This is a genomic window from Chitinophaga sp. (assembly GCF_036569185.1).
Classification (GTDB): Bacteria; Bacteroidota; Bacteroidia; order Chitinophagales; family Chitinophagaceae; genus Chitinophaga.
On sequence record NZ_DATCRD010000077.1, the window covers coordinates 22945 to 45485 of the forward strand.

The 22541-nt window shown below is 45.9% G+C and carries 19 protein-coding genes and 1 tRNA gene; 11 read left to right on the top strand and 9 right to left on the bottom strand.

What is annotated here, in order from left to right:
• The first annotated feature begins 9 nt into the window (after positions 1 to 9).
• Positions 10 to 906: a glycerophosphodiester phosphodiesterase family protein gene (locus VIM72_RS05830; RefSeq protein WP_332001931.1), complete on the top strand. Its 897-nt coding sequence runs from the start codon at positions 10 to 12 to the stop codon at positions 904 to 906.
• Between the two features lie 31 nt (positions 907 to 937).
• Here VIM72_RS05830 and VIM72_RS05835 read toward each other — a convergent pair whose 3' ends face one another.
• From VIM72_RS05835 to VIM72_RS05850, 4 genes are all read right to left on the bottom strand, one after another.
• Positions 938 to 1564, bottom strand: a complete 627-nt coding sequence (locus tag VIM72_RS05835; RefSeq protein ID WP_332001932.1) for a hypothetical protein — start codon at positions 1562 to 1564, stop codon at positions 938 to 940.
• Complete coding sequence (locus VIM72_RS05840; protein ID WP_332001933.1) at positions 1554 to 2057, bottom strand: RNA polymerase sigma factor; 504 nt, start codon at positions 2055 to 2057, stop codon at positions 1554 to 1556. Before VIM72_RS05840 ends, VIM72_RS05835 begins: the two co-directional genes overlap by 11 nt.
• 12 nt (positions 2058 to 2069) lie before the next feature.
• Positions 2070 to 2930, bottom strand: a complete 861-nt coding sequence (locus VIM72_RS05845) for a TraB/GumN family protein (protein ID WP_332001934.1) — start codon at positions 2928 to 2930, stop codon at positions 2070 to 2072.
• A gap of 144 nt (positions 2931 to 3074) precedes the next feature.
• Positions 3075 to 4190, bottom strand: a complete 1116-nt coding sequence (locus VIM72_RS05850) for a suppressor of fused domain protein (protein ID WP_332001935.1) — start codon at positions 4188 to 4190, stop codon at positions 3075 to 3077.
• Positions 4191 to 4288: 98 nt separating this feature from the next.
• On the opposite strand from VIM72_RS05850, the gene VIM72_RS05855 reads away from it, so the two are divergent.
• From VIM72_RS05855 to VIM72_RS05890, 8 genes are all read left to right on the top strand, one after another.
• A complete protein-coding gene (locus tag VIM72_RS05855; RefSeq protein WP_332001936.1) occupies positions 4289 to 5059 on the top strand; it encodes an NIPSNAP family protein in 771 nt (256 codons plus the stop codon).
• A 249-nt stretch (positions 5060 to 5308) separates the two neighbouring features.
• On the top strand, positions 5309 to 6232 hold the full coding sequence (locus tag VIM72_RS05860) for a family 2A encapsulin nanocompartment shell protein (protein ID WP_332001937.1): 924 nt from the start codon (positions 5309 to 5311) through the stop codon (positions 6230 to 6232).
• Entirely contained in the window at positions 6219 to 7868 is a 1650-nt protein-coding gene (locus VIM72_RS05865; RefSeq protein WP_332001938.1) for a family 2A encapsulin nanocompartment cargo protein cysteine desulfurase, read from the top strand. The genes VIM72_RS05860 and VIM72_RS05865 overlap by 14 nt, the downstream gene beginning before the upstream one ends.
• 258 nt (positions 7869 to 8126) lie before the next feature.
• A tRNA-Met gene (locus VIM72_RS05870) sits at positions 8127 to 8198 on the top strand.
• A 148-nt stretch (positions 8199 to 8346) separates the two neighbouring features.
• A complete protein-coding gene (gene yiaA / locus VIM72_RS05875; RefSeq protein WP_332001939.1) occupies positions 8347 to 8766 on the top strand; it encodes an inner membrane protein YiaA in 420 nt (139 codons plus the stop codon).
• A gap of 292 nt (positions 8767 to 9058) precedes the next feature.
• Positions 9059 to 10456 (top strand): hypothetical protein, encoded by a 1398-nt coding sequence (locus tag VIM72_RS05880; RefSeq protein WP_332001940.1) that lies wholly within the window; start codon positions 9059 to 9061, stop codon positions 10454 to 10456.
• A gap of 556 nt (positions 10457 to 11012) precedes the next feature.
• The gene (locus VIM72_RS05885; protein WP_332001941.1) at positions 11013 to 13988 is read left to right on the top strand and encodes a TonB-dependent receptor; all 2976 of its coding nucleotides are present in this window, start codon (positions 11013 to 11015) and stop codon (positions 13986 to 13988) included.
• A 20-nt stretch (positions 13989 to 14008) separates the two neighbouring features.
• Positions 14009 to 15640, top strand: coding sequence for a RagB/SusD family nutrient uptake outer membrane protein (locus VIM72_RS05890; RefSeq protein ID WP_332001942.1), 1632 nt, complete (start codon positions 14009 to 14011; stop codon positions 15638 to 15640).
• A gap of 97 nt (positions 15641 to 15737) precedes the next feature.
• Here the strand turns inward: VIM72_RS05890 and VIM72_RS05895 are convergent, their stop codons facing one another.
• A complete protein-coding gene (locus VIM72_RS05895) occupies positions 15738 to 17867 on the bottom strand; it encodes an alpha-ketoacid dehydrogenase subunit alpha/beta (protein ID WP_332001943.1) in 2130 nt (709 codons plus the stop codon).
• Between the two features lie 79 nt (positions 17868 to 17946).
• Here VIM72_RS05895 and VIM72_RS05900 point away from each other — a divergent pair, with 79 nt between their 5' ends.
• Positions 17947 to 18381 (top strand): MarR family winged helix-turn-helix transcriptional regulator, encoded by a 435-nt coding sequence (locus tag VIM72_RS05900; protein WP_332001944.1) that lies wholly within the window; start codon positions 17947 to 17949, stop codon positions 18379 to 18381.
• Positions 18382 to 18605: 224 nt separating this feature from the next.
• Here VIM72_RS05900 and VIM72_RS05905 read toward each other — a convergent pair whose 3' ends face one another.
• From VIM72_RS05905 to VIM72_RS05920, 4 genes are all read right to left on the bottom strand, one after another.
• The gene (locus tag VIM72_RS05905; protein ID WP_332001945.1) at positions 18606 to 19217 is read right to left on the bottom strand and encodes a fumarylacetoacetate hydrolase family protein; all 612 of its coding nucleotides are present in this window, start codon (positions 19215 to 19217) and stop codon (positions 18606 to 18608) included.
• A 54-nt stretch (positions 19218 to 19271) separates the two neighbouring features.
• The gene (pth, locus tag VIM72_RS05910; protein ID WP_209863117.1) at positions 19272 to 19853 is read right to left on the bottom strand and encodes an aminoacyl-tRNA hydrolase; all 582 of its coding nucleotides are present in this window, start codon (positions 19851 to 19853) and stop codon (positions 19272 to 19274) included.
• 87 nt (positions 19854 to 19940) lie between these two features.
• Complete coding sequence (locus tag VIM72_RS05915) at positions 19941 to 20531, bottom strand: 50S ribosomal protein L25 (protein WP_332001946.1); 591 nt, start codon at positions 20529 to 20531, stop codon at positions 19941 to 19943.
• Between the two features lie 37 nt (positions 20532 to 20568).
• Positions 20569 to 21540 (bottom strand): ribose-phosphate pyrophosphokinase, encoded by a 972-nt coding sequence (locus VIM72_RS05920; protein WP_332001947.1) that lies wholly within the window; start codon positions 21538 to 21540, stop codon positions 20569 to 20571.
• 275 nt (positions 21541 to 21815) lie between these two features.
• Here VIM72_RS05920 and radC point away from each other — a divergent pair, with 275 nt between their 5' ends.
• Positions 21816 to 22523 carry a RadC family protein gene (gene radC, locus VIM72_RS05925; RefSeq protein ID WP_332001948.1) on the top strand — a complete coding sequence of 236 codons (708 nt, stop codon included), beginning with the start codon at positions 21816 to 21818 and terminating at the stop codon, positions 22521 to 22523.
• The last annotated feature ends 18 nt before the right edge of the window (positions 22524 to 22541 follow it).

Genomic DNA, 22541 nt, shown 5'->3' on the forward strand with positions numbered 1-22541 from the left:
TTTGCAACCATGAACCGTACTTTATTCTTAGCTATCCTGGGAGGCCTGTTTACCAGTAATGCAGCAGCACAACAATCAATAGATGTACAGGCACATCGCGGGGGAATGGCGCTGATGCCGGAAAATACCATCCCCGCCATGATCAATGCAGTGAAACTGGGTGCAAAAACACTGGAACTGGATTGTATCATCACCGCAGATCAGCAGGTAGTGGTGTCGCATGATGCCTATATGTCGGCCGAATTTATGCGTAAGCCGGATGGCTCGGATATCACCAAAGAGGAAGAAAAAAGTCTGGCGTTATATAAAATGTCTTACGACAGTATCCGGAAATATGACGCAGGTACCAAACCTCATCCACGTTTTCCGCAACAGGAAAAAATGATGGTTCACCGGCCACTGCTCACCGACCTGATAGACAGCGTGGAAGCGTATGTACAGGCGCATCATCTCAAGCCGGTGTTTTATAACATGGAAACCAAAAGTTCCCCCGATGGCGATGGTATCTACAACCCCGGCCCGGCAGAATTTGTAGCCCGGGTAATGGAAGTGATCAACAGGAAAAAAATAACCCCACGCGTTATTATTCAATCGTTCGACATCCGTACCCTCCAGGAATTGCACCGCAGCTATCCCGCTCAGAAAACGGCTTTGCTGATCGGCAATAAAGACAGCTTTAGCGCTAATCTTGAAAAACTTGGTTTTATACCAACTATCTACAGCCCCAACTATCAACTGGTAACACCAGACCTGGTAAAGGAAGCTCACAATAAAAAGGTAGCAGTAATTCCCTGGACAGTAGATGATGAAAGCGAATTAAAAAAACTGATCTCCTGGGAAGTAGATGGGATTATTTCCAATGCGCCCGATAAACTGGTAAAACTGGCGGGCAGCTACCAGCAGTAAAGCGGATTTTGTCTGAGTCAGACAAAATCCGCTATTCACTTTCCTTAAATTGCTCCAGCACTGTCCCTATCTGCAACAAGTATTTTCCATATGTTTCTTTGATCCAGGCTTCCATCATAGTGATTATCAGCAATAGCAGGGCCACGAATGCTGCCGCCACTACCAGTGCAAATCCTTTATGATCAATGGCCTTTGTCAACAAAGTACCAATATCGCTGCTTTTGTTACTTACCGCGTACATCACACCAATAACCATCGCAAAAGGAGACATAATATAGGTGCATGCTCTATATATTTCAATATTCAGCTTCGCCTCATAATATAAAGCATATAAATTATCTTTTGAACTAAGTGTATTTGTGCCAATACTATTATAAAAAGTCCTGAATTTATAATAGTACAGAACAGAGATGACTATTACTACCAGGTATATTGCATAAAAGGGAATTACCATCACATCATTCAACGGGAAAATTACTGGTAAAAAAGCGACCATTGCCAGGCAGGCAAGCTGCACATAAAACTCCAGCCGCATTGTTTTCCGAAGTTTTTCCACCGGCAGCTGCAATGTTTTCAGCTGGTCAACGCTGGAAGGAACCACCACTTTATCTCCTTCATTATCGTTATTCCACGCGGATTTTATATCATCAAAATTCATAGCCTTGATTTTTAATCAGTTCTTTTAATTTGTCTTTTGCCCTGCTGAGCTTAATTCTTGCATTTCCTTCCGAGATACCCAGGTTTTCCCCGATTTCTTTATGAGAATAATTTTCGAGATGAAGAAAAACGAGTGCCTTTTCTAATCTTTCCAGTTTTTGCACGGCCCTGTAAAAGTGCGCCAGCTGTAATTCTTTGGTGGCGGTTACATTTTCTTCCATGGCAATGTGTTCAGGAATAGCATCTGTAACGCTCACCTTTCTTTTCTCTTTTTTGAAGAACACCAGGGCGGTGTTCAGGGCAACCCTGTACATCCAGGTAGAGAAACGGCTCTGATGCTGAAAGGAGTCATAAGATTTCCATAGCTGGTAAATGATTTCCTGTGCAAGATCCTGCTGATCATCTTCAGCATCCATATACATCCTGGAAATCTTATGAATAATTCCTTTGTGGGCTTCTACCAATTCAAGAAATTCTTTTTCCTTGCTTTTCAAAAGGTGATAGCTTTAGTTCAAAATAGGTTTAACAGTATATCCTTTCTCTCTTAATAATTTAATCAATCCTATAGGGCCTCCCAGGTGCGCGCCACCTACCGCAAAGAAAGTACTTTCCTGTTTCATCATAGCGGGCACTTTTTCCACCCAGTTTTTATTCCTTACTTCCAGCATCCAGTGAATGGCATTTTCATCCATCTGATCAGGCGCGGTAAGGAGCGCGTACATATCGCCCAGGTTCTCTGCTTTATAAGCTGTTACCAGTTTATTGGTGTTGATGTTGCTACTGTCGAAAGCCTTTACCTGGTCTACCACCTGCTTGTCGGTGTAGGATTTCAACAGGTAACCCACCTGTTCTTCCAGTCCTTCCAGGTAACCGATATGCTTTTTATCTGCCTGCGCCATTTCAATAAAAGCAGTTTCATAAGACTTCAGTTCCTTACATGGAAATGATTTCATGGCCAGTAATGAAATAGCTGCCACCAGCTGGTAGTTTTCAAACGGTGCCAATGGTACCCCACATTTCGCTTTCATAATGGAATCCACAATATGATAATCGGCGGCAGACAACCTTTTACTTAAGGGCACATCAGTGGCCATTGCTTTGGCCATAATCGTATTAATATCGGGATCAAGAATATTCGCTTCAATGACCAGTTGTTCTGATTGGTGTAACGCCTTTTTTGTTTTCTCCGTTATTTTAAAATCATTTTCACAGATCATATGAATAGTGCCATATAAATAGGAGGGTTTAGTCAGCCCGTTGCCGCTGATTTCCCACAATAATGATTTATCCTGCGCAGATGTTTTACCTGCAAATAAGCCGGTGATTACCAATATAGCTGCTGTAATATTTCTGAAGATGTTTTTCATATGCTTTTGATTTTCTTTTCAGATTAGTAGACCATGAAATCATTTCGTTACAAAATATTTCAACTTTTTTTTAGAATCTCCAGCCACCGGTAAAGAAAAAGCCTGCTTTTCAGCAGGCTGTCGCGTGTAAAAAAAGAAGTTTCGTTAATCAGACGGCAGTTCCGACCGCCGGGTAACGAGGTGATTCAGGTTATGTTGAATCATTTTCTCCAGCAGGTCGTAGCCCGCATTGGGCCGTGAATGGGCATATTCCCTTTCCAGTTTGGTAATAGGCGCCAGCCAGTACAGGTTCACTTTATCGCCATATACCTCCGGCAGTCCTATAGCGGGCCCATTATATAAAGCCGATGATACCACTACGCTTTCGAAAGGCGCCGGCAATTCATCCGAGCTTACCGTATGCCCTTCCCCCAGCCAGGTGATCTGTTTCCAGGGCCTGTCGGCCATACCGGACATCAGGCCCGCCATGGCCATGATCTCTTTATCTGTAAAATCTTTCTTGCTTACTGCCATCGCCAGCTCCATACGGCGGAATCCCGGGGAGCGGTCGCTGTACAACAGTTCTACCCAGGGCATTGGGCGGATGCTTATTCCCAGGGTAAGGAGGTATACCACGTCGTCTTTTTCAAATTTGCCAAGTGCCATTGGAGGCCATTGCCCGCCATCAATGGCATAATACTGCTGAATGGGCCCGAATACCGCCTCATAGGCCTTTATATACTGATCCTGCAAAATGCTCCAGGTCTGGCTGGCTTCATCTTCCCAGTCTTTCCAGAAAGCGATGGCCTGGTCTACCCGTTCGTACATAGCATTGGCGCCACGCTTCCCGAGTGGCATCAGCCGGTCGTTGTCGCCGGCACCTATGCAATCCGCAGCATAGGCTACGGCATGTTCATCATTATAAAGGCTCCAGCCGGGTATTACACCCAGTATTTCGTTGTCGTATAATACCGCTGCCCCATCTCCCTCTTCCATCCATACAATGGTGATCCGTTCTTTTTCCAGCGGTTCACTACCTTGCGGATGCCTGCAGTAGGCCGCTTCCAGCATAGGCGCCATCCCTTCTTTCATAGCGGCCACATCTCTTTTTTCCGGTGCAGGGCCGAGGTTCCGCAGCCAGCACGGGCGCGGGGAATATTTAGTGGTGAGTAATTCCGAAGGATAAAGGTAAAAATAAGCTACCCTGTCGTCCTGTTCTACTACGGCGTATAAAGTTCCTCTGTTATTAGGCTGTTCTATCAACATTACCGGCTCAGACATAAGTACATTTTTTAAGTCTGCAAAATACGGTATTCTGAAGCATCACTATAATTCCTGCCCTATTTGCTGTATTTTGCCTGGTATACAATTAATTTTTTATGAAGATATATTCCACTTTGCTAATGGCACTCCTGATGCTTTGTTCCGCTACTCTCACGGCCAAAGAAAGACAATTTTACCAGATCAAAATCTATCATCTGAAAACCCAAGAGCAGGAAGCCCTGGTAGATAATTACCTGGAGAAAGCATTTCTTCCGGCGCTGCACCAGGCGGGTATTAAACAGGCCGGCGTTTTCAAACCGGTTACACCAGATACGGCCGATCTCCGGATCTATGTACTGATCCCGTTCCAGTCGCTCGAACAATTTGTTAACCTGGATAAAACCCTGGCCTCCAACAAATCCTTCAGCGCCAACGGGAAAGATTATGCAGATGCCGCCTGGAACAATATTCCGTACACCCGTATAGAATCTATCCTGCTACAGGCGTTTCCCGGGATGCCCGTATTACAGGCGCCTTCCTTAACGGCTCCCAAAAATGAACGGGTATACGAATTACGCAGTTACGAAAGTCCTTCGGAAAAATACCATATCAACAAAGTAAAGATGTTTAATACCGGCGATGAAATCGGCATTTTCCGGGACCTTCATTTTAATGCCGTATTTTATGCTACTGTTATTTCAGGTTCCCGCATGCCTAACCTGATGTATATGACCACCTTCAATAATAAGGAAGACCGGGATGCGCACTGGAAGGCATTTAGTGCAGATCCAAAATGGAAAGCCCTTTCCGCAATGGAAGAATACAGTCACAATGTATCAAAGTCCGATATCCTGTTCCTCCGGCCAACAGATTATTCAGACCTTTAATAAAACAGCGTGGCGGGCAACATACCAGCCACGCCGTTTTATGATGTTATTTCCCCAACATCTCCCTCATCGCTTCAAAATTTAACCCACTCCACACAACCCCGGTTAAAAAATCCGGCTCAATAATTAAACAAAAAGACTTAATTTAACTTTCATTATACCCACCAGCAGGAAGGAAAATGAGCCACCACACATTTTTCATCCCGGCAAACAAGACTACATTTTTAAAAATTCAAAAACTGATCCCCCATGGCTGATGAAACTCAACAGAAAGTGCAGACTGCTCTTGGCGACGTTGCCGCAAGACAACTGGCAATTGCCACCCGCACGGTACCACAGATGTCCAGCATCACTCCCCGCTGGCTAACCCGGTTAATGAGCTGGATCCCCGTAGAATCGGGCGTATACAGGCTTAACAAAGTAAAAGACGAAAGCAATGTAACCGTAGATTGTTCCGGAAGGGATGAACGGGAGCTTCCCCAAACCTATGTGGATTACATTGACAATCCCCGCGAGTACAACCTGAGCGCCGTAAACACGGTACTGGATGTGCACACCCGGGTATCAGACCTCTACAGCAAACCTTACAACCAGATCAGCGAACAGTTACGACTGATCATTGAAACAATTAAGGAACGCCAGGAAAGCGAACTAATTAATAATAAGGAGTACGGCCTGCTGAATAGCGTAGTGGCGTCGCAGCGTATTAAAACCCGCACCGGCGCACCAACCCCAGACGACCTGGATGAGCTCATCACCAAAGTATGGAAGGAGCCGGGGTTCTTTTTACTGCACCCGCTTACCATTGCCGCCTTTGGCCGTGAATGTACCCGGCGGGGCGTGCCACCGCCCACTGTTTCCCTGTTTGGTTCCCAATTCATCACATGGCGTGGCATCCCCCTGATCCCGTCCGATAAAGTGCCCATTGAAAACGGCAAATCAAAGATCATACTGCTGCGCACCGGCGAAAGCAGGCAGGGAGTAGTTGGGTTATATCAACCTAATCTTCCCGGTGAACAGTCGCCCGGTTTATCCGTACGCTTTATGGGCATTAACCATCAGGCCATTGCTTCTTATCTCGTATCCCTGTACTGTTCACTGGCAGTATTGGTAGACGATGCCATTGCTGTTTTGGATGATGTAGAAATAGGCAAGTACCATGAATACAAATAATTTCCAACCAGATGGATTACCGGATATTGCGGCACTGGAAAAACTGGCCAACCAGTTGTTCTCCTCTCTGCAATCCGGTAATGATGTGCCTTCCACAGGCTATACATCAGCTGCCCCCATCCAGGACCCGCTACTACAGCAGGGAAGCGTAACCGATGTTACGCAGGCGCCTACCAGCTTGCCGGATCCTCATTTTTCCGGCAATGGCGGCATTCCCGCTTCCGTGGCAGGCAGCGGTATTTCACCGTCTGCACTCCAACAGCCGGCAACGGCCTACGATCCGTCTTTTGAACAGGAGCTGCAACGCGCGCTGAAAAGTATACCTTCATCGTCTTATACGTCGCAGCTGCCCTCCGCAGGCACTTCCTATTACTTTTTACCGGAAAAAACAGCCGGTATCACCGGTGTAGCCCAACCACCGCTGGATATCAACCGCGTAAGAGCTGACTTCCCGGTATTGCAGGAACATGTGAACGGCCACCGGCTGATATGGCTGGATAACGCCGCCACCACGCAAAAGCCCCGGAGTGTGATTGATCGGATCAGTTATTTTTATGAACACGAAAACTCAAATATCCACAGGGCCGCTCACGAACTGGCTGCACGCGCTACAGATGCCTATGAAGGCGCCCGCGAAAAAGTAAGGGCTTTCCTGAATGCGGCATCCGCCAATGAAATTGTATTTGTGCGCGGCGCTACAGAAGCTATCAACCTGGTAGCTAAAAGCTGGGGAGAGCAGTTCCTGCAGGCAGGCGATGAAATTATTCTGAGCCACCTGGAGCATCATGCCAATATTGTACCCTGGCAACAGCTGGCCGCCAAAAAAGGGTTACAGATAAAGGTAATCCCGGTGGATGACGATGGGCAGATCATATTATCTGAATATCAAAAACTGTTAAGCACAAAAACAAAGCTGGTATCTTTCACACAGGTGTCTAATGCACTGGGTACTGTTACCCCTGCGCAGCAAATTGTGGAACTGGCCCATCAGGCCGGCGCTAAGGTGCTGGTAGACGGCGCCCAGGCGGTATCGCATATGCGTGCAGATGTGCAGCGGCTTAACTGCGACTGGTACGTGTTTTCCGGGCATAAGGTTTTTGGCCCCACAGGGATCGGCGTATTGTACGGCAAGGAAGCATTGCTGAATGAAACACAACCCTGGCAGGGCGGCGGCAATATGATCAAGGATGTAACCTTTGAACATACGCAGTACCATGCAGCCCCCGGACGCTTTGAAGCCGGCACCGGTAATATAGCCGATGCTGTAGGACTTGGCGCTGCCATCGATTATGTAAATCATATAGGCATTGATGTTATATACCAGTATGAACATTACCTGCTGGTATATGCCACCCAGCTGCTGAAGGAGGTGCCCGGGCTGCGCTTAATAGGTACCGCTCCCGATAAAACGAGCGTATTGTCTTTTGTATTTAAAGATTTCACTACCGAACAGGTAGGAGCTGCGCTCAACCAGGAAGGGATCGCTGTAAGATCAGGCCATCACTGCGCCCAGCCTATTCTTCGCAGGTTTGGCGTGGAAAGCACCGTGAGGCCGTCGCTGGCGTTTTACAACAGCTGCGCAGACATAGATATCCTCGTAAATACCCTGTTGAGATTACGCAGGAGCAGGATATAATTTCTTTTGTAAGAAGAGATGACCGGTTGTTCGCTTATTTTAAAACAGCTGATCATCTCTTCTTCAAAAAAAATTCATCACACAGAAAGAAAAAAACAACAACACCATAATCTTCCCAAACAAGCCACAGCACAAGGTTACACTCATTTTAATTTTCTTTAAAAAAACATCACTCCTCTGAAACATGCGGCTGTGCTCACAAAAAACAACATTTAAATTTTGCGGTTTAAATTATTTACCTACATTTGCACCTCACATTGCGAGGTAGAGCAGAGGTAGCTCGTCGGGCTCATAACCCGAAGGTCAGTGGTTCGAATCCGCTCCTCGCTACAAAAATGAAAGTCCTGTACAGAAGTGCAGGACTTTTTTTATAGGTCAGCAGATCAAAAATAAATAGTATTATTACAACAGGCCATCAATATACTGAAAGCAGTTTTGTTAGCCATTAACCCAATCCCTAAATAAAATTTTATCTTCAATGAAACAAAAACCTTCAATGGCATTTGTTGCCGCCTCCTGGGTGGCCGTATTTGCAGGTATCCTCGGCTTTATTATTGGTTTATGGAATGCATCCACTATGCAGCTAAATGAAAAAGGATACTATTTCACCGTGTTGATGTACGGTTTATTTTCCGCGGTGTCTGTTCAGAAATGTGTGCGCGACAGGCTCGAAGGCGTTCCAGTAACAGACATCTACTATGGCCTGAGCTGGATATCAATGCTGCTCACTATCCTGCTGCTCACCATCGGCTTATGGAATGCCACCCTTGCACCAAGTGAAAAAGGTTTCTACGCCTTTGCATTTCTGCTGAGCGTTTTCGGCGCCATTACCGTTCAGAAAAATACCCGCGATACCCAGGCGGCAAAAGCCTCCAACACACCAGGCGATATTCAATAATTTCTTCAACAGGAAGGTTGCCAGACAGCCTTCCTGTTTTCCCTCTCTCTTTTTTCCGGATTCCATAAATACTTTTCCTGAATTGATTCCAGACCGGGTTGATGAGATGCTACATTTGCATCAACCCCGCTGTGTGGCACTGAGTTACTTCTAAGTGCCTTCACATACATAATATCCATCTATCCATGACACCCTGGTAATATATCTGCAAAGTGATTAACCGGTCTCCTGTTAATCACTTTTTTTTGCGGCATATTATAATATATTTGTTGGCAGTTAACCTTTTTATCCCATGGGAAACAACATCTATAAGTATATTATAATTGTAAAAATATTGGTGGTTATATTGCTGTTTTCCCCTTTATTCCTTTCCCAGGTTAACATTGCAGCACCCGAAGGCTTTGAAAGATGGACCAATGATATCTTAAAAAATGCCGGTTTAGTGACCCTTCCTTTTGGTTTGCTGTATGAGCTCGACAGGTTTACGAATATTGTTCCGCTCCACTACAGCAACGGTTCTATGGCCGATGTATTTCTGACACCCGTTATTTTCCTGCTCACCTGCAGTATGTGGTGCGGTATCTTTTACGGGTTGATATCACTCACCAGGAAAAAAAGTACAACTCCTCCTGCACAGGGAAGCGAATACTGGAAAAAAATATTTTTATCCGACCTGCTTATTTCCCTGGTTGCATTTACGTTTATCTTCCTGTTAAATAAACATGATACCGATGGCGACACCGGCGAAAACTACCTTTTATATATGGTAGTACTGGGGTTAACCATCTCTTGTTCTTTCCTGCTGGGCACCATGTGGTGGCTGGCGGAGAAGCTATGGGCACGCAACCGGCTCTTTGCCATTATTATTGCAAGCACTGCCGGTGTTTCGGCGTTGGTGGTTATTTTTATTGCGGTACAAACGGTGCGTAAAAGTGATCGTCACAACTATGCTTCCGATAGCGCCGTGTTCCCGTCGGCTTCGGCAACGGCAGATACCACAGCAACAACAGATATAGTAGCCTATGATACGCAGGCAGCTGCTGATTTTCCACTCAGTGCTCCTGAACTCCGTGAAGGTGTTGCTTATTTGCTGTATGAGCAGCTGGAAATAGACAGCAGTGTTGCCAAAAAACGATCCACCTCTGATCTTGCCGTGATGTGGCACAGGTATGTGCAACCGCTGTACTATGAAGGGGAAGATGAAGATCCTTACAGCACGCTTGCATATACGGAAAACCGGGGACTGGAGATAATTATCCGTCAATGTAGCTGGATGGGCCGCGATTCTGCCCGGCTGCGCGAAACATTTAACAACTATAAAAAACTTCTTCACGACATACTGCCATATAATACCTACCAGCGTTCTGCCGCACATTACTATGTAGATAAACTGCTTCTAACCTACAGCGCCCTGCAGGCAAAAGAAAATGTAGCTGAACGATTGGAAAAACTCTATACCAAAATGGCCGTGGTTACTGATTATACTGCATCAGAAGATTTTATAAAAGATGTGAAACTGGTGATGGATAATATGGACCGGGTAGATCCATCTCTTAATAACAGCGATCTGAATGCGCGCCGGATGGCGGTTTGGCTGGTTTCCTTCTGGGCGCGGCGGTACAATGAGGGGAACCAGCAAACTGTTTATGAGATCCTGAAAGATATCAGTGAAATGTATAGCGGCGATTAATTCCTGCGACATTCATTTTCCCTCCTTTCAAAAAAAATGTTAAAAATGATTTCATTTAATACAAATAAATATTACTTTTATTCCGTGACAGGAGAACATGTGTGGTATAATCTGACTTGTTAATTCAGTAAAGATTCCCGCGAATCTTTTTTTTGGAACCTATTGCTAAATCGATTTTTTAATGAGAACGATGATAAACACGGGGAAATCCATGTATGACACACCCGCGTATGAAGAAAAAAATATAGTAATTGAAATGTATTCCAGGTAAAAGGCTAATTGAAAACTTGTTATTTTGATTGTTTGCTAAATCGATATACTACTGTATAAATAAGTACTGTAAGGAATCGTACATTTTGCTTATGCGAATATAAGGGAACCATTGCCTGTCCGACCGGAAACCGGGCAGCATCTTCAGCAGAAGATATTTTTCACAATTAAATGAGTAAACCAGCATCTGAAAAATTTTAAAAAATAGCCTGCAGGCTTATTGCTAAATCGTTTTTTCAATAAGCGTAACCGGCTTTTCTTTATTAACCAACTTCAATTAACTTATATGCACAAACGATCCACGTTTTGGGCACGGACCTGCTTTGCCGGTATGGTACTGATGCTCTTCTCGCTGTTCGCCTTCTCACAGGGCAAAAACGTATCCGGAAAAGTAACGGATGCCAATGACAATACGGCTATTCCCGGCGTATCTGTCCAGATCAAGGGCACCAGCACCGGTACCATCACCAAAGCCGACGGTACCTTTAGCTTACAGGCGCCTGAAAACGCTGTGCTGATCTTCACCTTCGTTGGTTATCTTCCACAGGAAGTGCCTGCGTCAACCTCTGCCATGAACGTTAAACTGGCGGCATCGGTGAAGTCGCTGCAAGATGTAGTAGTAGTGGGTTACGGTACACAAAAAAGAAATGAAGTAACTACTTCAGTGGCTACCGTAAAAGCAGAAAACTTTAACCAGGGTGGTTCCCGCTCTCCTATGGATCTGATCCAGGGTAAAGTGGCCGGCTTATCTGTTACCAGGACACAGGGTAACAACCCGAACAGCGGCGCTTCCATACAAATCAGGGGTATCAGCTCCATATCCGGCGATATGAACCCGCTGATCGTCATTGATGGTATTCCCGGCGGTAACCTGGACCTGTTACAACAGGACGACATTGCTACCTTTGATGTACTGAAAGATGGTTCCGCCGCCGCTATTTATGGTACACGTGGTAACAATGGGGTAATTCTCATCACCACCAAAAAAGGTAAAGCCGGCGATCCGCAATACACCTACTCTACTTACCTGCAGCGCGAAGCAGTGGCTAAAAGGCCCAGCATCCTGAGCGCGGCGGAATATGTAAAAGTAGCCGGCGCCACCAACGACCAGGGCGCAGATGTAGATATGTATGATCTCCTGCTCAATAAAAACAACCTCAGTCATTATCACAACTTCTCCGCCTCTGGTGGTACTGCAACCAGCAACTACCGCGCATCCCTTTATTACAACGATGCCAACGGTATTGCCATTGAAAACGGCCGTAAACAATATGGAGGAAGGGTGAATGTAAACCAGACCGGTTTACAGGGCCTGCTCACCATGCAATTCAACCTGGCAGGTAATTTCAGTAAAGCCAACTTAAACGGTGGAAACAGCGGTGGCGGCGATAACAAAGCCGGTAACGCAGGCGCCGATTTCGAACAGGCAGTACAACGCAACCCTACGGCCCCCATCTTTGGGCCCGATGGCAAATATGTGGAAACAAACGGTTATAATAACTATAACCCGCTGGCCCGTTTACGGCAGGAACTATACGACAGGGATCAGAAAACCTATTCAGGAGATGTACGGCTAACGCTGGAGCCCATACGTGATCTGAAATTTTCTGCCTTCGGCGCTATTGTGCGCGACGAATATACTGACCGCCAGTATAAAATGAAGGCTTCCCGCTCTTCCATCCAGGACTTCCAGGGTGGCGGTTATGCGTATAAAGCCAATTCTGCCGCTATGGACAAAACTTTTGAAGCTACGGTCGACTACACGAAAACAGTCGCCTCAGATCATACATTCAACGTGCTCGGCGGTTACAGCTATCAATACAGTACCTTGGAAAAGTATTCCATGGATAACAATGGCTTCCTCACCGATGCGTTTGAAGACTGGAACATTTCTGCAGGTAACGCATTAAATGATCCCAAACTTCCCCGCCCTTCACAGAGCAGCAACAAGGTAGATAATACCCTCATCGCATTCTTCGGCAGGTTGAACTATAACTACAAACAGAAATACATGCTGCAGGCTATCCTGCGTCATGAAGGCTCTTCCCGCTTCGGAGCCAATTACAAGTGGGGTAATTTTCCCGCTGTATCTGCAGGATGGGTGATTTCAAAAGAAGCCTTTATGCAGGACATCACTGTGATCAATAACCTGAAACTCCGTGCAGGCTATGGTATCACCGGTAACCAGGGTATTCCCAACTACCAATCGCTCATCACATTGGGAACAGGTGGCGCTTACCTCCAGTATGGTAAATGGATCCAGACTTACGGACCTAATAAAAATCCAAACCCGGACCTGAGATGGGAAAAAAAGAAAGAGTTCAACGTAGGTGTTGACTTCTCCCTGCTGCAAAACAGGATCGGCGGTTCCGTTGATGTGTACAGCCGCAGAACAAAAGACCTGTTATTCAACTACACAGCACAGCTGCCTTCCAACATCCTGGATAATATCTTTACCAACGTAGGTGAAATCTCCAACAACGGGGTGGAAATAGTGATCAATACCGTACCGGTGAAAACAAAGGATTTCTCCTGGAACAGTGATATCGCCTTCAACTCCCAGCGGAATAAGATGGTGTCATTCTCCAACGATATTTATAAAGCCACTGAACAGTTTTATGGAGATCTTCCTTCCCCGGGTAACCTGGGCCAGGCCATCCGTGTAGTAGAAGGCGGTCCACTGGGTACTTTCTATGGCTACCGCTATGCTGGTCTTACCGACGATGGTAAATGGCTGTTCTACAAAAAAGACGGCAGCAAAGCCACTACTTCTGAAATCAATCCGGACGATAAAACAGTGATCGGAAATGGTATTCCCAAGTACATGGCTTCCTGGAACAATACTTTCCGCTACAAAAACTTTGACCTGAGCATTTTCTTCCGCGGCAAATTCGGTTTCGATATCCTGAACCTGCAGGACATGTACTTCGGTAACAAAAAATGGAAACCGAATAATATGTTATCATCTGCTATCGGTAAAAATGATAAGCTGAACGACGATCCCCAGTTCTCAGACTACTACCTGGAAAAAGGAGATTTTGTAAAACTGGATAACATCACCCTCGGTTATAATTTCAAACTGAAAACCAAATATATCCGCAACCTGCGCGTATATGCCAGCGGTCGTAACATCGCCACCATCACCAAATACAGCGGTCTTGATCCTGAACTGCAGGATACTGCGCTGGATTCCGGTATAGATGGAAGAGGATTTTATCCGCGCACCCGCTCCTATACTATCGGATTGAACCTTGGATTTTAAAAGCAGCAAAATTGTAACGTATGAAAAAAAGTAATGCATATATCAGCGCAGCCCTGCTGGCTCTCGGGTTGAGCGCCTGCACCAAGCTCGATGAAAAACCATACAGTGAAATTATTTCAGATAATTTTTATAGTAATAAAGAAGAAGTACTGTCTGCCGTACTGCGCCCATTTACGCATGCCGGCGCATGGGCGGCGCCTACCGGTCAAACCGGCTACTGGCGCCTGCAGGAACTTTCAGCCGATCAGCTGGCATGGCCGCAGAAAGGTAAGCACGGCTATGATGGCGGTAACTGGATCCGCCTGCATAACCATACCTGGATTGCAAATGAAGACAATGCCTGGAATCCTTGGCGACTGATGTTCTGGGGAGCGGGTTTTTGTAACAATACGCTGAAAGACCTGGCGGCTATGGACTTCTCCAAAATTGGTATGACCAATGAAGACAAAGCCTCATTTATTGCCGAAACAAAAGTAGTGCGCGCCTGGCATTACCTGAAACTGATGGACCTGTATGGCAACATTCCCATCGTAACAGAAGTAGGTGAACCTACCTCTCCTCCTACCAAAACCCGCAAGGAAGTATTTGAGTTCGTTGAAAAAGAGCTCAAAGAAAATGTGGAGCTGCTGAAGCCACTGTCTGCAGATATGGTGGGCCGCGCTACCAAAGCCGGCGGCTATGCAATGCTGGTAGAACTATATCTGAACGCACAGGAATGGACAGGTACTCCGCGCTGGGACGATTGTATCACCTACTGCAATAAGATCATTGCCGGCGACGGCGGCTCCCTGAGCGGTGCTGTGCCTGCACTGGAACCGGATATTTTCCGTGCTTTTGCCAACAACAACAATACTTCTCCGGAAAACCTGTTCCAGCTTGCCTATGACCTCAGAGCCGGTAATTCCCGCTTTGGATGGCAAGGCGATTTCTGGCACTACCGTCAACGCCAGATCTATAACGCTGATGTAGATGGGAACAACAGTATCGTTGTTATTCCTACTGCTTATGATGCGTACAAAGACAATGACCTCCGCAAGCAAAACTGGATGTTGATCGGTCCCCAGAAAAAAGATCCGGCACTACGCACCAGCGTTGGCGACAGCCTGGTACTCGGCACAGAAGAATACAACGGTAAACCGCTTGTTTTTGTAAAAGAGATCCGCAGGAATACTGAGGGAGAAAGCGGCGCAGGTGGTATGACGCAGGGAGAAGAAAACAGTGGCGCACGTTTCGCCAAATATGTACCCGGCAAACAAGATGATCCTAACTACTGGGGCAACGACTTTGTATTGTATCGCTTAACAGAAATCTATTTCAATAAAGCAGAAGCATTGATGAGAAAAAATAACGGCATTGCCACACAGGATGCTGTTGACCTTATCAACACCTGTAAGAAACGGGCATTTAAGCCGGAAGACTGGGCCGCTGAAGCATATACAACTACCAGCCTTACCATGAACGAGCTTCTCGCTGAAAGAGGCCGTGAGTTCATATTTGAAGGCAAACGCCGGTCAGACCTGATCCGTTTTGGCAAATTCACTACCGGCAGCTGGTGGGATCATCAACCATCTGCTGATAAGTACAAGCTGTTCCCTATTCCGTTTAAACAAACAAGTATTAATCCTAACCTGGTTCAAAATCCTGGTTACTAATAAACTGATTGGGTGTGAAGCAGTAAACGGCTTCAACCCCGGATGCGGAAAACCCAACGGCCGTCTCTTCACTGAGATGGCCGTTTTCTTTTTGCATTTAATAAGCAAGTAATTCACCGATAGCTGCGGCTACTTTTGCAGGTGTTGGCAACATTGCTGCCTCCAGGCCGGTATTCAGCGGTACAGCCGGCAGGTCCAGCGCTCCCAGTGTAAATACCGGGGCGTCAAGGAACCGGAAACATGTTTGTTGTATACGCCCGGCCAGCGCCTGTGCAAAAGAGTTATTCAGTTGTTCTTCTGTAAGGATCAGGCATTTGCCATGTTGTTTCACCATTTCAAATACCAGTTCTTCATCCAATGGGAAAAGCGTGCGCAGATCTACAATACTTACCTGCCCCGGGTAACTTTGAGCAGCCGCTTTTGCCCAATATACCCCCATACCATACGTGATAATGCAAAGTGCATTTCCCTGCACGGTATCTTTGGGATGCGCGCGTTGTATAATATTTCCTTTACCCAATGGCAATACATAATCTGCTGCAGGCTCAATTGTCATGGCATCCAGTGTGCCCGGCACTTTGCTCCAGTATAGTCCCTTATGTTCCAGCATTACAACCGGGTTGGGGTCAAGGAACGCCGCCTTCATGAGGCCCTTCATATCCGCAGCATTGGAGGGGTATACCACTTTAATTCCCTTGATGCTTAGCAGCGTAGTTTCTACACTGCCCGAATGATAGGGTCCTCCGCCGCCGTATGCCCCGATAGGTACACGGATAAGGGTTTGTACCGGGAATTTACCATTGCTCAGGTAACACGATTTTGAAATTTCCGTTACCAGCTGGTTAAACCCCGGGTAAATATAATCGGCAAACTGCACTTCCACTATCGGTTTTACGCCTGCGGCAGACAGGCCGGCAGTAGCCCCTATTATATACGCTTCCTGTATCGCGGTGTTATATACGCGGTGTGGCCCGAATTTTTCCCCCAGTGTGGCCGCTTCCCGGAAAACGCCTCCCAGTCTTACACCCACATCCTGCCCAAACAAAATAGCTTCCGGGTATTGCTGCATAATTTCTTCCACCGCATGCAGGGCGGCATCCACCATTACAACTTTGGATTTGCCGGCCGGCATACGGGCGCCGCTTTCTGTTGTTACCGCAGCCGGTGCAAACACGTGCTCCTGCACTGTTTCAGGTGCCGGCTCCGGCGCCTGTACTGCCTTATTGAAGGCAACCTGTATATCACAGGCAGCCGCTTTTTCAATTTCATCCAGTTCTGAAGCGCTTACCCCGTGTTTCAATAAAAGTGCTTTCAGTTTGGGAACCGGGTCATTGGCAGCGTGCTTCTGCAGATCTTCCGCCGTGCGGTACCATTCTTTCCGCACTCCCGACGTATGGTGTCCAAGCAGGGGAACGTTTGCCTGTACCAATATCGGGCGCCGTTCATGCCTTACATAACTAATAGCTGTTTCCATAGCGGCATAGCTGGCCGTAAAATCGCTGCCATCTACCCGCATACGCTCCAGCCCTTTGAAGCCGGCGGCGTATTCATATGCATCCATTGTTCTTACCTCTGCTGCAGTAGCCGAAATGCCCCAGTCGTTGTCCTGTATCAGGTAAATCACCGGTAGCTGTTTCAGTACAGCAAATTGCAGGGCTTCGCTCACTTCTCCTTCTGTAACGCTGCCATCTCCGAGTGAGCACAGTACAATGGGCAATTCCCCGTCCGGGCCGGTTTTCAGCAGGGGAGAGCGGATTTGCTCCAGGTATTGCACTCCCTGGGCGATGCCGGTAGCGGGGATTACCTGCATCCCTGTAGCGCTGCTCTGGTGGGGAATCTGCGGTTTATTTGCCTCTTTACTGTTAGGGTGACTGTAATACGATCTTCCGGCGGAAAAAGGATCATCCGCTTTTGCCAGTAGCTGGAGCATTAATTCATAGGGAGTAAAGCCCATAGCGAGGAGCATGCTCTCATCACGGTAATAGGGACTTACAAAATCCCAGGGCCGTAATTGCAGTCCCGTGGCTATTTGTATGGCCTCATGACCACGGGAAGTGGAGTGAACATATTTGCAGATGGATCTGTTTGCCTCATAGGTAGCGGCCATACTGCCGGCTTCACACATCAGTCGCCAGGCTGTTAGTAATTCAGTCAGTTCGCCGGCATTACCACCTGTATTGGAGGCGGGCGTTTTTAAAGTTGAAACGCTTGTGCTATCTTTAAACACAGTAAGACTGTTTTGGTGATGATGGTAAATTAAAAACAATAGTTGCCATAGCAACAGTTGCTAATGCAAATTAATTAATATGACTGATACTTTCGTCAGTAATCCCTCTTTTTTTAAGTTGGATGCTACGCTCAAAAAACTGCGCAACTACTGGCAAAAAACGTTTGATGCCCAACAGAAGGACATTACAGTGGATCAATGGCTGCTGATAGAGAATTTATATAAACATAAAAAAACCACGCATAACGAGCTGGCCCGTAATACTTCGAAAGATATTACCACCATTTCCCGCATTATCGAACTACTGGTAAAAAAGGGGCTGGTAAAAAGGGAGGCTGATGTACACGACCGTCGTAAGGTATATTTACAGCTTACCCCCGAAGGAGTAGAAAAATATAAGGATGTGAAGTCGCTGGTATACGATATGCGGAAGATCGGGTGGAAAACCCTTACTGAGGCTGATTACGCGGAATTAACACGGATCCTGGACACGATTTATGCAAATATTCCGTAGATCGCCTTCGGCGATGAAATTGTCTTGGCTCAGGATTAAACTGATTTTACTGATTAGCCTGATTTTTACTCTTTGGATTTTTTAAACGATTTTGGGAGAAAAAAGCGTAAATACTCGCTTTTATCTCCCAAAATCGTTTAAAATCTCTGGTAATCAAATCCTGATAATCACGATTAATCAGTTTAATCCTGAGCCAAGACAATTTCATCGCCGAAGGCGATCCCCTACTTAACAGAAAATTCCAGCAGGCTGTCATTTTCAATAAAGGCTTCGAAGCTGTCTCCTATTTCTGTTGGTCCTACACCTGCAGGCGTACCGGTAAAAATGAGATCGCCTATATTCAGGGTAAAGAAGCGGGAAATATACGCTACCAGGAAATCGAAGGTAAACAAGAGATCCTGTGTGTTTCCTGATTGGGCCAGTGTTTTATTTTTATACAAACAGAAGTTAATGTCTTTTTTATCCATTTCCGGGGTGATAGGTATAAAGTTCCCTACCACAGCGGAGTTGTCGAAAGCTTTGGCTATTTCCCAGGGTAATCCCTTTGCCTTTTGTTTATCCTGCAGGTCCCTCGCGGTGAAGTCGATACCTACAGAGATATGATCATAATATTTATCTGCAAATTTTTCCTGGATATGTTTACCGTTTTTACTCACCCTGAGCACCAGTTCACATTCGTAATGCAGGTTGGTGGTAAATTCCGGGTAATAGAATGGGTGGCCGTTTTGCAGCAACGCATTCTTTGGTTTCATAAATAACACGGGTTCTGTGGGTACTTCATTCTTTAATTCCCTGGCATGGTCGGCATAATTCCTGCCTACGCAAATAATTTTCATAATGCGTTTGTTTTTAAGGTATAAAAAAAGGAGATAGGGATCAGATGAACAAATTTATTTCACAGAAGGGAAAGTCAGTTTATTACTGTCGTTCATAGTACGGGCAATGCCGATACTGGCAAAACTTTCAATGATATCCGAACATTTCCATATTTTCTCTTCCACTATCCGTTCTTCCGTATTTTTCCATTTACTGAGCACAAATTCCACCTGCCGGCCTTTGGGATAGTTGTTTCCCACGCCGAAGCGCAGGCGGGGGTACTGATTGGTGCCAAGGGATTCCTGGATGCTTTTCAACCCGTTATGTCCGGCATCGCTTCCGCCGGGGCGTAAGCGGAGCACATCCAGCGGCAGGGCCAGGTCGTCCAGGATTACGAGCAGGTTTTCCACGGGAATCTTTTCTTTATCCAGCCAGTATTTAATGGCCTTTCCGCTCAGGTTCATATAAGTGGTGGGCTTAATAACAATAAATGTTTTGCCTTTCCATTTACATTCCGCCACATCGGCCAGGCGGTCGTTCCTGAAGGTAGCCTTATGCCTGGCCACAAAATCATCAACCACATCAAAGCCTATATTATGACGGGTATGCTTGTATTCGTCGCCAATATTGCCTAATCCTGCTATTAAGTATTTCATAAGCGTCGTTTTCGGACCTGGAGATTTCCAAAATTAAAAAGCCCCTCTAAAAGTAGAGAGGCTTTTTGGAAAAATATATCTAAAAGATTATTTCTTTTTAGCATCTTTTTCAGCAGTTGCTTCTTCCTGACGCAGCTGACGGGTCATTACCACTGAAGCGATAGGAATACGCGGAGAGTTGGTAATTTCAATACCTTCCAGTTTCACGTCTTCTACACGGATGTTAGCGTTCAGTTCCAGGTTCTCGATATTAACTTCGATATTTTCAACCAGGTGCTTAGGTAACGCTTTTACTTTCAGTGCTTTCAGTTTGCTAACCAGTTTACCACCGGCTTTAACACCTACAGAAGAACCTACCAGTTTGATTGGAATAGTAACAGATACCTGTTTGTCTTCCACCAGCTCCATAAAATCGACATGAGCGAGAGCATCAGTAACTACGTCGAACTGAAGATCTTTCAATACGCATCTGTAAGTTTTAGCACCCAGTTTAATTTCTGCAATCTGGAAAGCTGCAGTGTAAACCAGTGATTTGAATGCTTTGGCAGGAGCTGAAAAATTAACAGTTTCTGCACCCCCATAAATAACGCAAGGCACTTGCTCCTCAGAACGGATCTGGCGGGTGGCTTTTTTGCCGAATTCGCTCCTGAGTTGTCCTTCGATGGTTATTGTGTTCATTGTTTAGACAATTTATATTGATGATTAAAAATACTTATCAGGCTTCTCCCCGGCGATGGCTGTGAATAAACAGGCTGGTGATGGACTTGTTTTCATGCATATTGCGGATGGCTACCGCAAAAAGCTCTGCAACAGATATCACTTTGATCTTGGAACCGGCTCCCTGTGGTTTGATAGGAATAGTATCACATACTACTACCTCCTCCAGTACTGATTTCTCGATATTTTCGTACGCATTTCCGCTGAAAACGGGGTGAGTACAAAATGCACGTACACTCCTGGCGCCTTTTTCCTTTAACAGGTTAGCGGCTTTGGAAAGCGTTCCTGCGGTATCGCAAATATCATCAATGAGCACGATATCCCTGTTAGTCACATCTCCTATCACTACCATAGATGCTATTTCATTGGCACGTTTACGATGTTTGTCGCAAATAACCATCTCAGCATTAAAGTAAGACGCTACCTCACGTACCCTATTGGTACTTCCTACGTCAGGGGACGCAAAGGTAAGGTTTTCCAGCCTTAAATTCTCTATATAAGGAATAAAAATAGCTGAACTATCCAGGTGGTCTACCGGGATATCAAAGAAACCCTGGATCTGCGGTGCATGTAAATCCATGGTTATCACCCTGTTAGCCCCTGCAGAGGTAAGTAAATTGGCTACCAGTTTAGATCCGATGGCCACGCGGGGCTTATCTTTTCTATCCTGGCGCGCATACCCGAAATAGGGAATTACAGCAGTTATATAGCCGGCAGAAGCACGTTTGGCGGCATCTATCATCAACAGCAGTTCCAGCAGGTTATCCGAAGGGGCACTGGTTCCCTGGATCAGGAAAACATAATCGCCCCGGATACTTTCCAGGAATACCGGCTGAATTTCGCCATCGCTGAACTTCTGAATTTTTACTTTGCCAAGACCGCCATTAAGACCCTTGCCATATTTCTTGGCAATTTTCTCGGCCAATGCAGGATTACTGTTGCCTGTGAAAATTTTTACTGAAGGTTGCATACTAGATACTAGTGGAAAAGAGGTTGCAAAACTAGGATTTTTGGGAGTACCAGCCTGATTTTTTTTCAAATACGAATTACATAGCTGTTAAAAATCAACTATAAATACCACATTATCATAACGTTTAAAAAGGTAACAGGTCCCGAAAAATTCCCATAACGATCGGTACCGAATATAATGATTTTATAATGATCTGTTGGTATAAGGAAAGAAAAATGTAGTTTGGGTGCGAAAGGCTCATGATAGGTTCGTATATTTGGATAAATGGAATAAGTATGTTTGTTAATGTTAACCCGGCTCCCCACCTGGCTATTCATAAATGGCCTGAAAATGAAAAGCCCAGAGAAAAATTAGTCAATATTGGTGCATCCGCTCTAAGTGATGCGGAACTGCTGGCTATCCTGCTTCATACCGGGCATAAAAGCAAATCAGCCCTGGAACTGGCAAAAGAGATCCTGCGGCTGGCCGATAATAATCTTTCTGAACTGGGAAAAATAACTGTGAAAAAATTACAGAAGCTCCGCGGAGTGGGTTATGCCAAGGCCGTTACCATACTGGCTGCTATGGAGCTGGCCCGCAGAAGGCAGGCAGGCAGCATTCATAAAAAAACGGTGATCAACAGTGGTTCAGACGCTGCCTTGTTTTTCAAACCCATGCTTGCAGACAAGCCGTTTGAAACATTTCATGTATTATTTCTCAGCCATGCCAATAAGGTGCTTCATTACCGCCACCTTAGTACAGGCGGCATTACCAGCACCGTAGTAGACCCACGTATCATTTTCCGGGAAGCGCTGGATACAGGCGCCACCAAGTTACTGCTTTGCCATAACCATCCCTCCGGCAGCCTCCGCCCCAGCCAGGCAGACCTCCGGATCACCAGCAGGATAAAAGATATGGGAATGCTCTTCGATATACAGGTAATGGATCATATCATTGTGTCCGAAACCGGTTATTACAGCCTTGCGGAAGAAGGGATGATATAAATCGCGAAATGTGTTTTA

Bases quoted from the DNA above. Each gene is read 5' to 3' on its own strand.
- VIM72_RS05830 (WP_332001931.1), top strand. From the start codon at position 10: ATGAACCGTACTTTATTCTTAGCTATCCTGGGAGGCCTGTTTACCAGT.
- VIM72_RS05835 (WP_332001932.1), bottom strand. From the start codon at position 1,564: ATGAATTTTGATGATATAAAATCCGCGTGGAATAACGATAATGAAGGA.
- VIM72_RS05845 (WP_332001934.1), bottom strand. From the start codon at position 2,930: ATGAAAAACATCTTCAGAAATATTACAGCAGCTATATTGGTAATCACC.
- VIM72_RS05850 (WP_332001935.1), bottom strand. From the start codon at position 4,190: ATGTCTGAGCCGGTAATGTTGATAGAACAGCCTAATAACAGAGGAACT.
- VIM72_RS05855 (WP_332001936.1), top strand. From the start codon at position 4,289: ATGAAGATATATTCCACTTTGCTAATGGCACTCCTGATGCTTTGTTCC.
- VIM72_RS05860 (WP_332001937.1), top strand. From the start codon at position 5,309: ATGGCTGATGAAACTCAACAGAAAGTGCAGACTGCTCTTGGCGACGTT.
- VIM72_RS05865 (WP_332001938.1), top strand. From the start codon at position 6,219: ATGAATACAAATAATTTCCAACCAGATGGATTACCGGATATTGCGGCA.
- yiaA (WP_332001939.1), top strand. From the start codon at position 8,347: ATGAAACAAAAACCTTCAATGGCATTTGTTGCCGCCTCCTGGGTGGCC.
- VIM72_RS05880 (WP_332001940.1), top strand. From the start codon at position 9,059: ATGGGAAACAACATCTATAAGTATATTATAATTGTAAAAATATTGGTG.
- VIM72_RS05885 (WP_332001941.1), top strand. From the start codon at position 11,013: ATGCACAAACGATCCACGTTTTGGGCACGGACCTGCTTTGCCGGTATG.
- VIM72_RS05890 (WP_332001942.1), top strand. From the start codon at position 14,009: ATGAAAAAAAGTAATGCATATATCAGCGCAGCCCTGCTGGCTCTCGGG.
- VIM72_RS05900 (WP_332001944.1), top strand. From the start codon at position 17,947: ATGACTGATACTTTCGTCAGTAATCCCTCTTTTTTTAAGTTGGATGCT.
- VIM72_RS05905 (WP_332001945.1), bottom strand. From the start codon at position 19,217: ATGAAAATTATTTGCGTAGGCAGGAATTATGCCGACCATGCCAGGGAA.
- pth (WP_209863117.1), bottom strand. From the start codon at position 19,853: ATGAAATACTTAATAGCAGGATTAGGCAATATTGGCGACGAATACAAG.
- VIM72_RS05915 (WP_332001946.1), bottom strand. From the start codon at position 20,531: ATGAACACAATAACCATCGAAGGACAACTCAGGAGCGAATTCGGCAAA.
- VIM72_RS05920 (WP_332001947.1), bottom strand. From the start codon at position 21,540: ATGCAACCTTCAGTAAAAATTTTCACAGGCAACAGTAATCCTGCATTG.
- radC (WP_332001948.1), top strand. From the start codon at position 21,816: ATGTTTGTTAATGTTAACCCGGCTCCCCACCTGGCTATTCATAAATGG.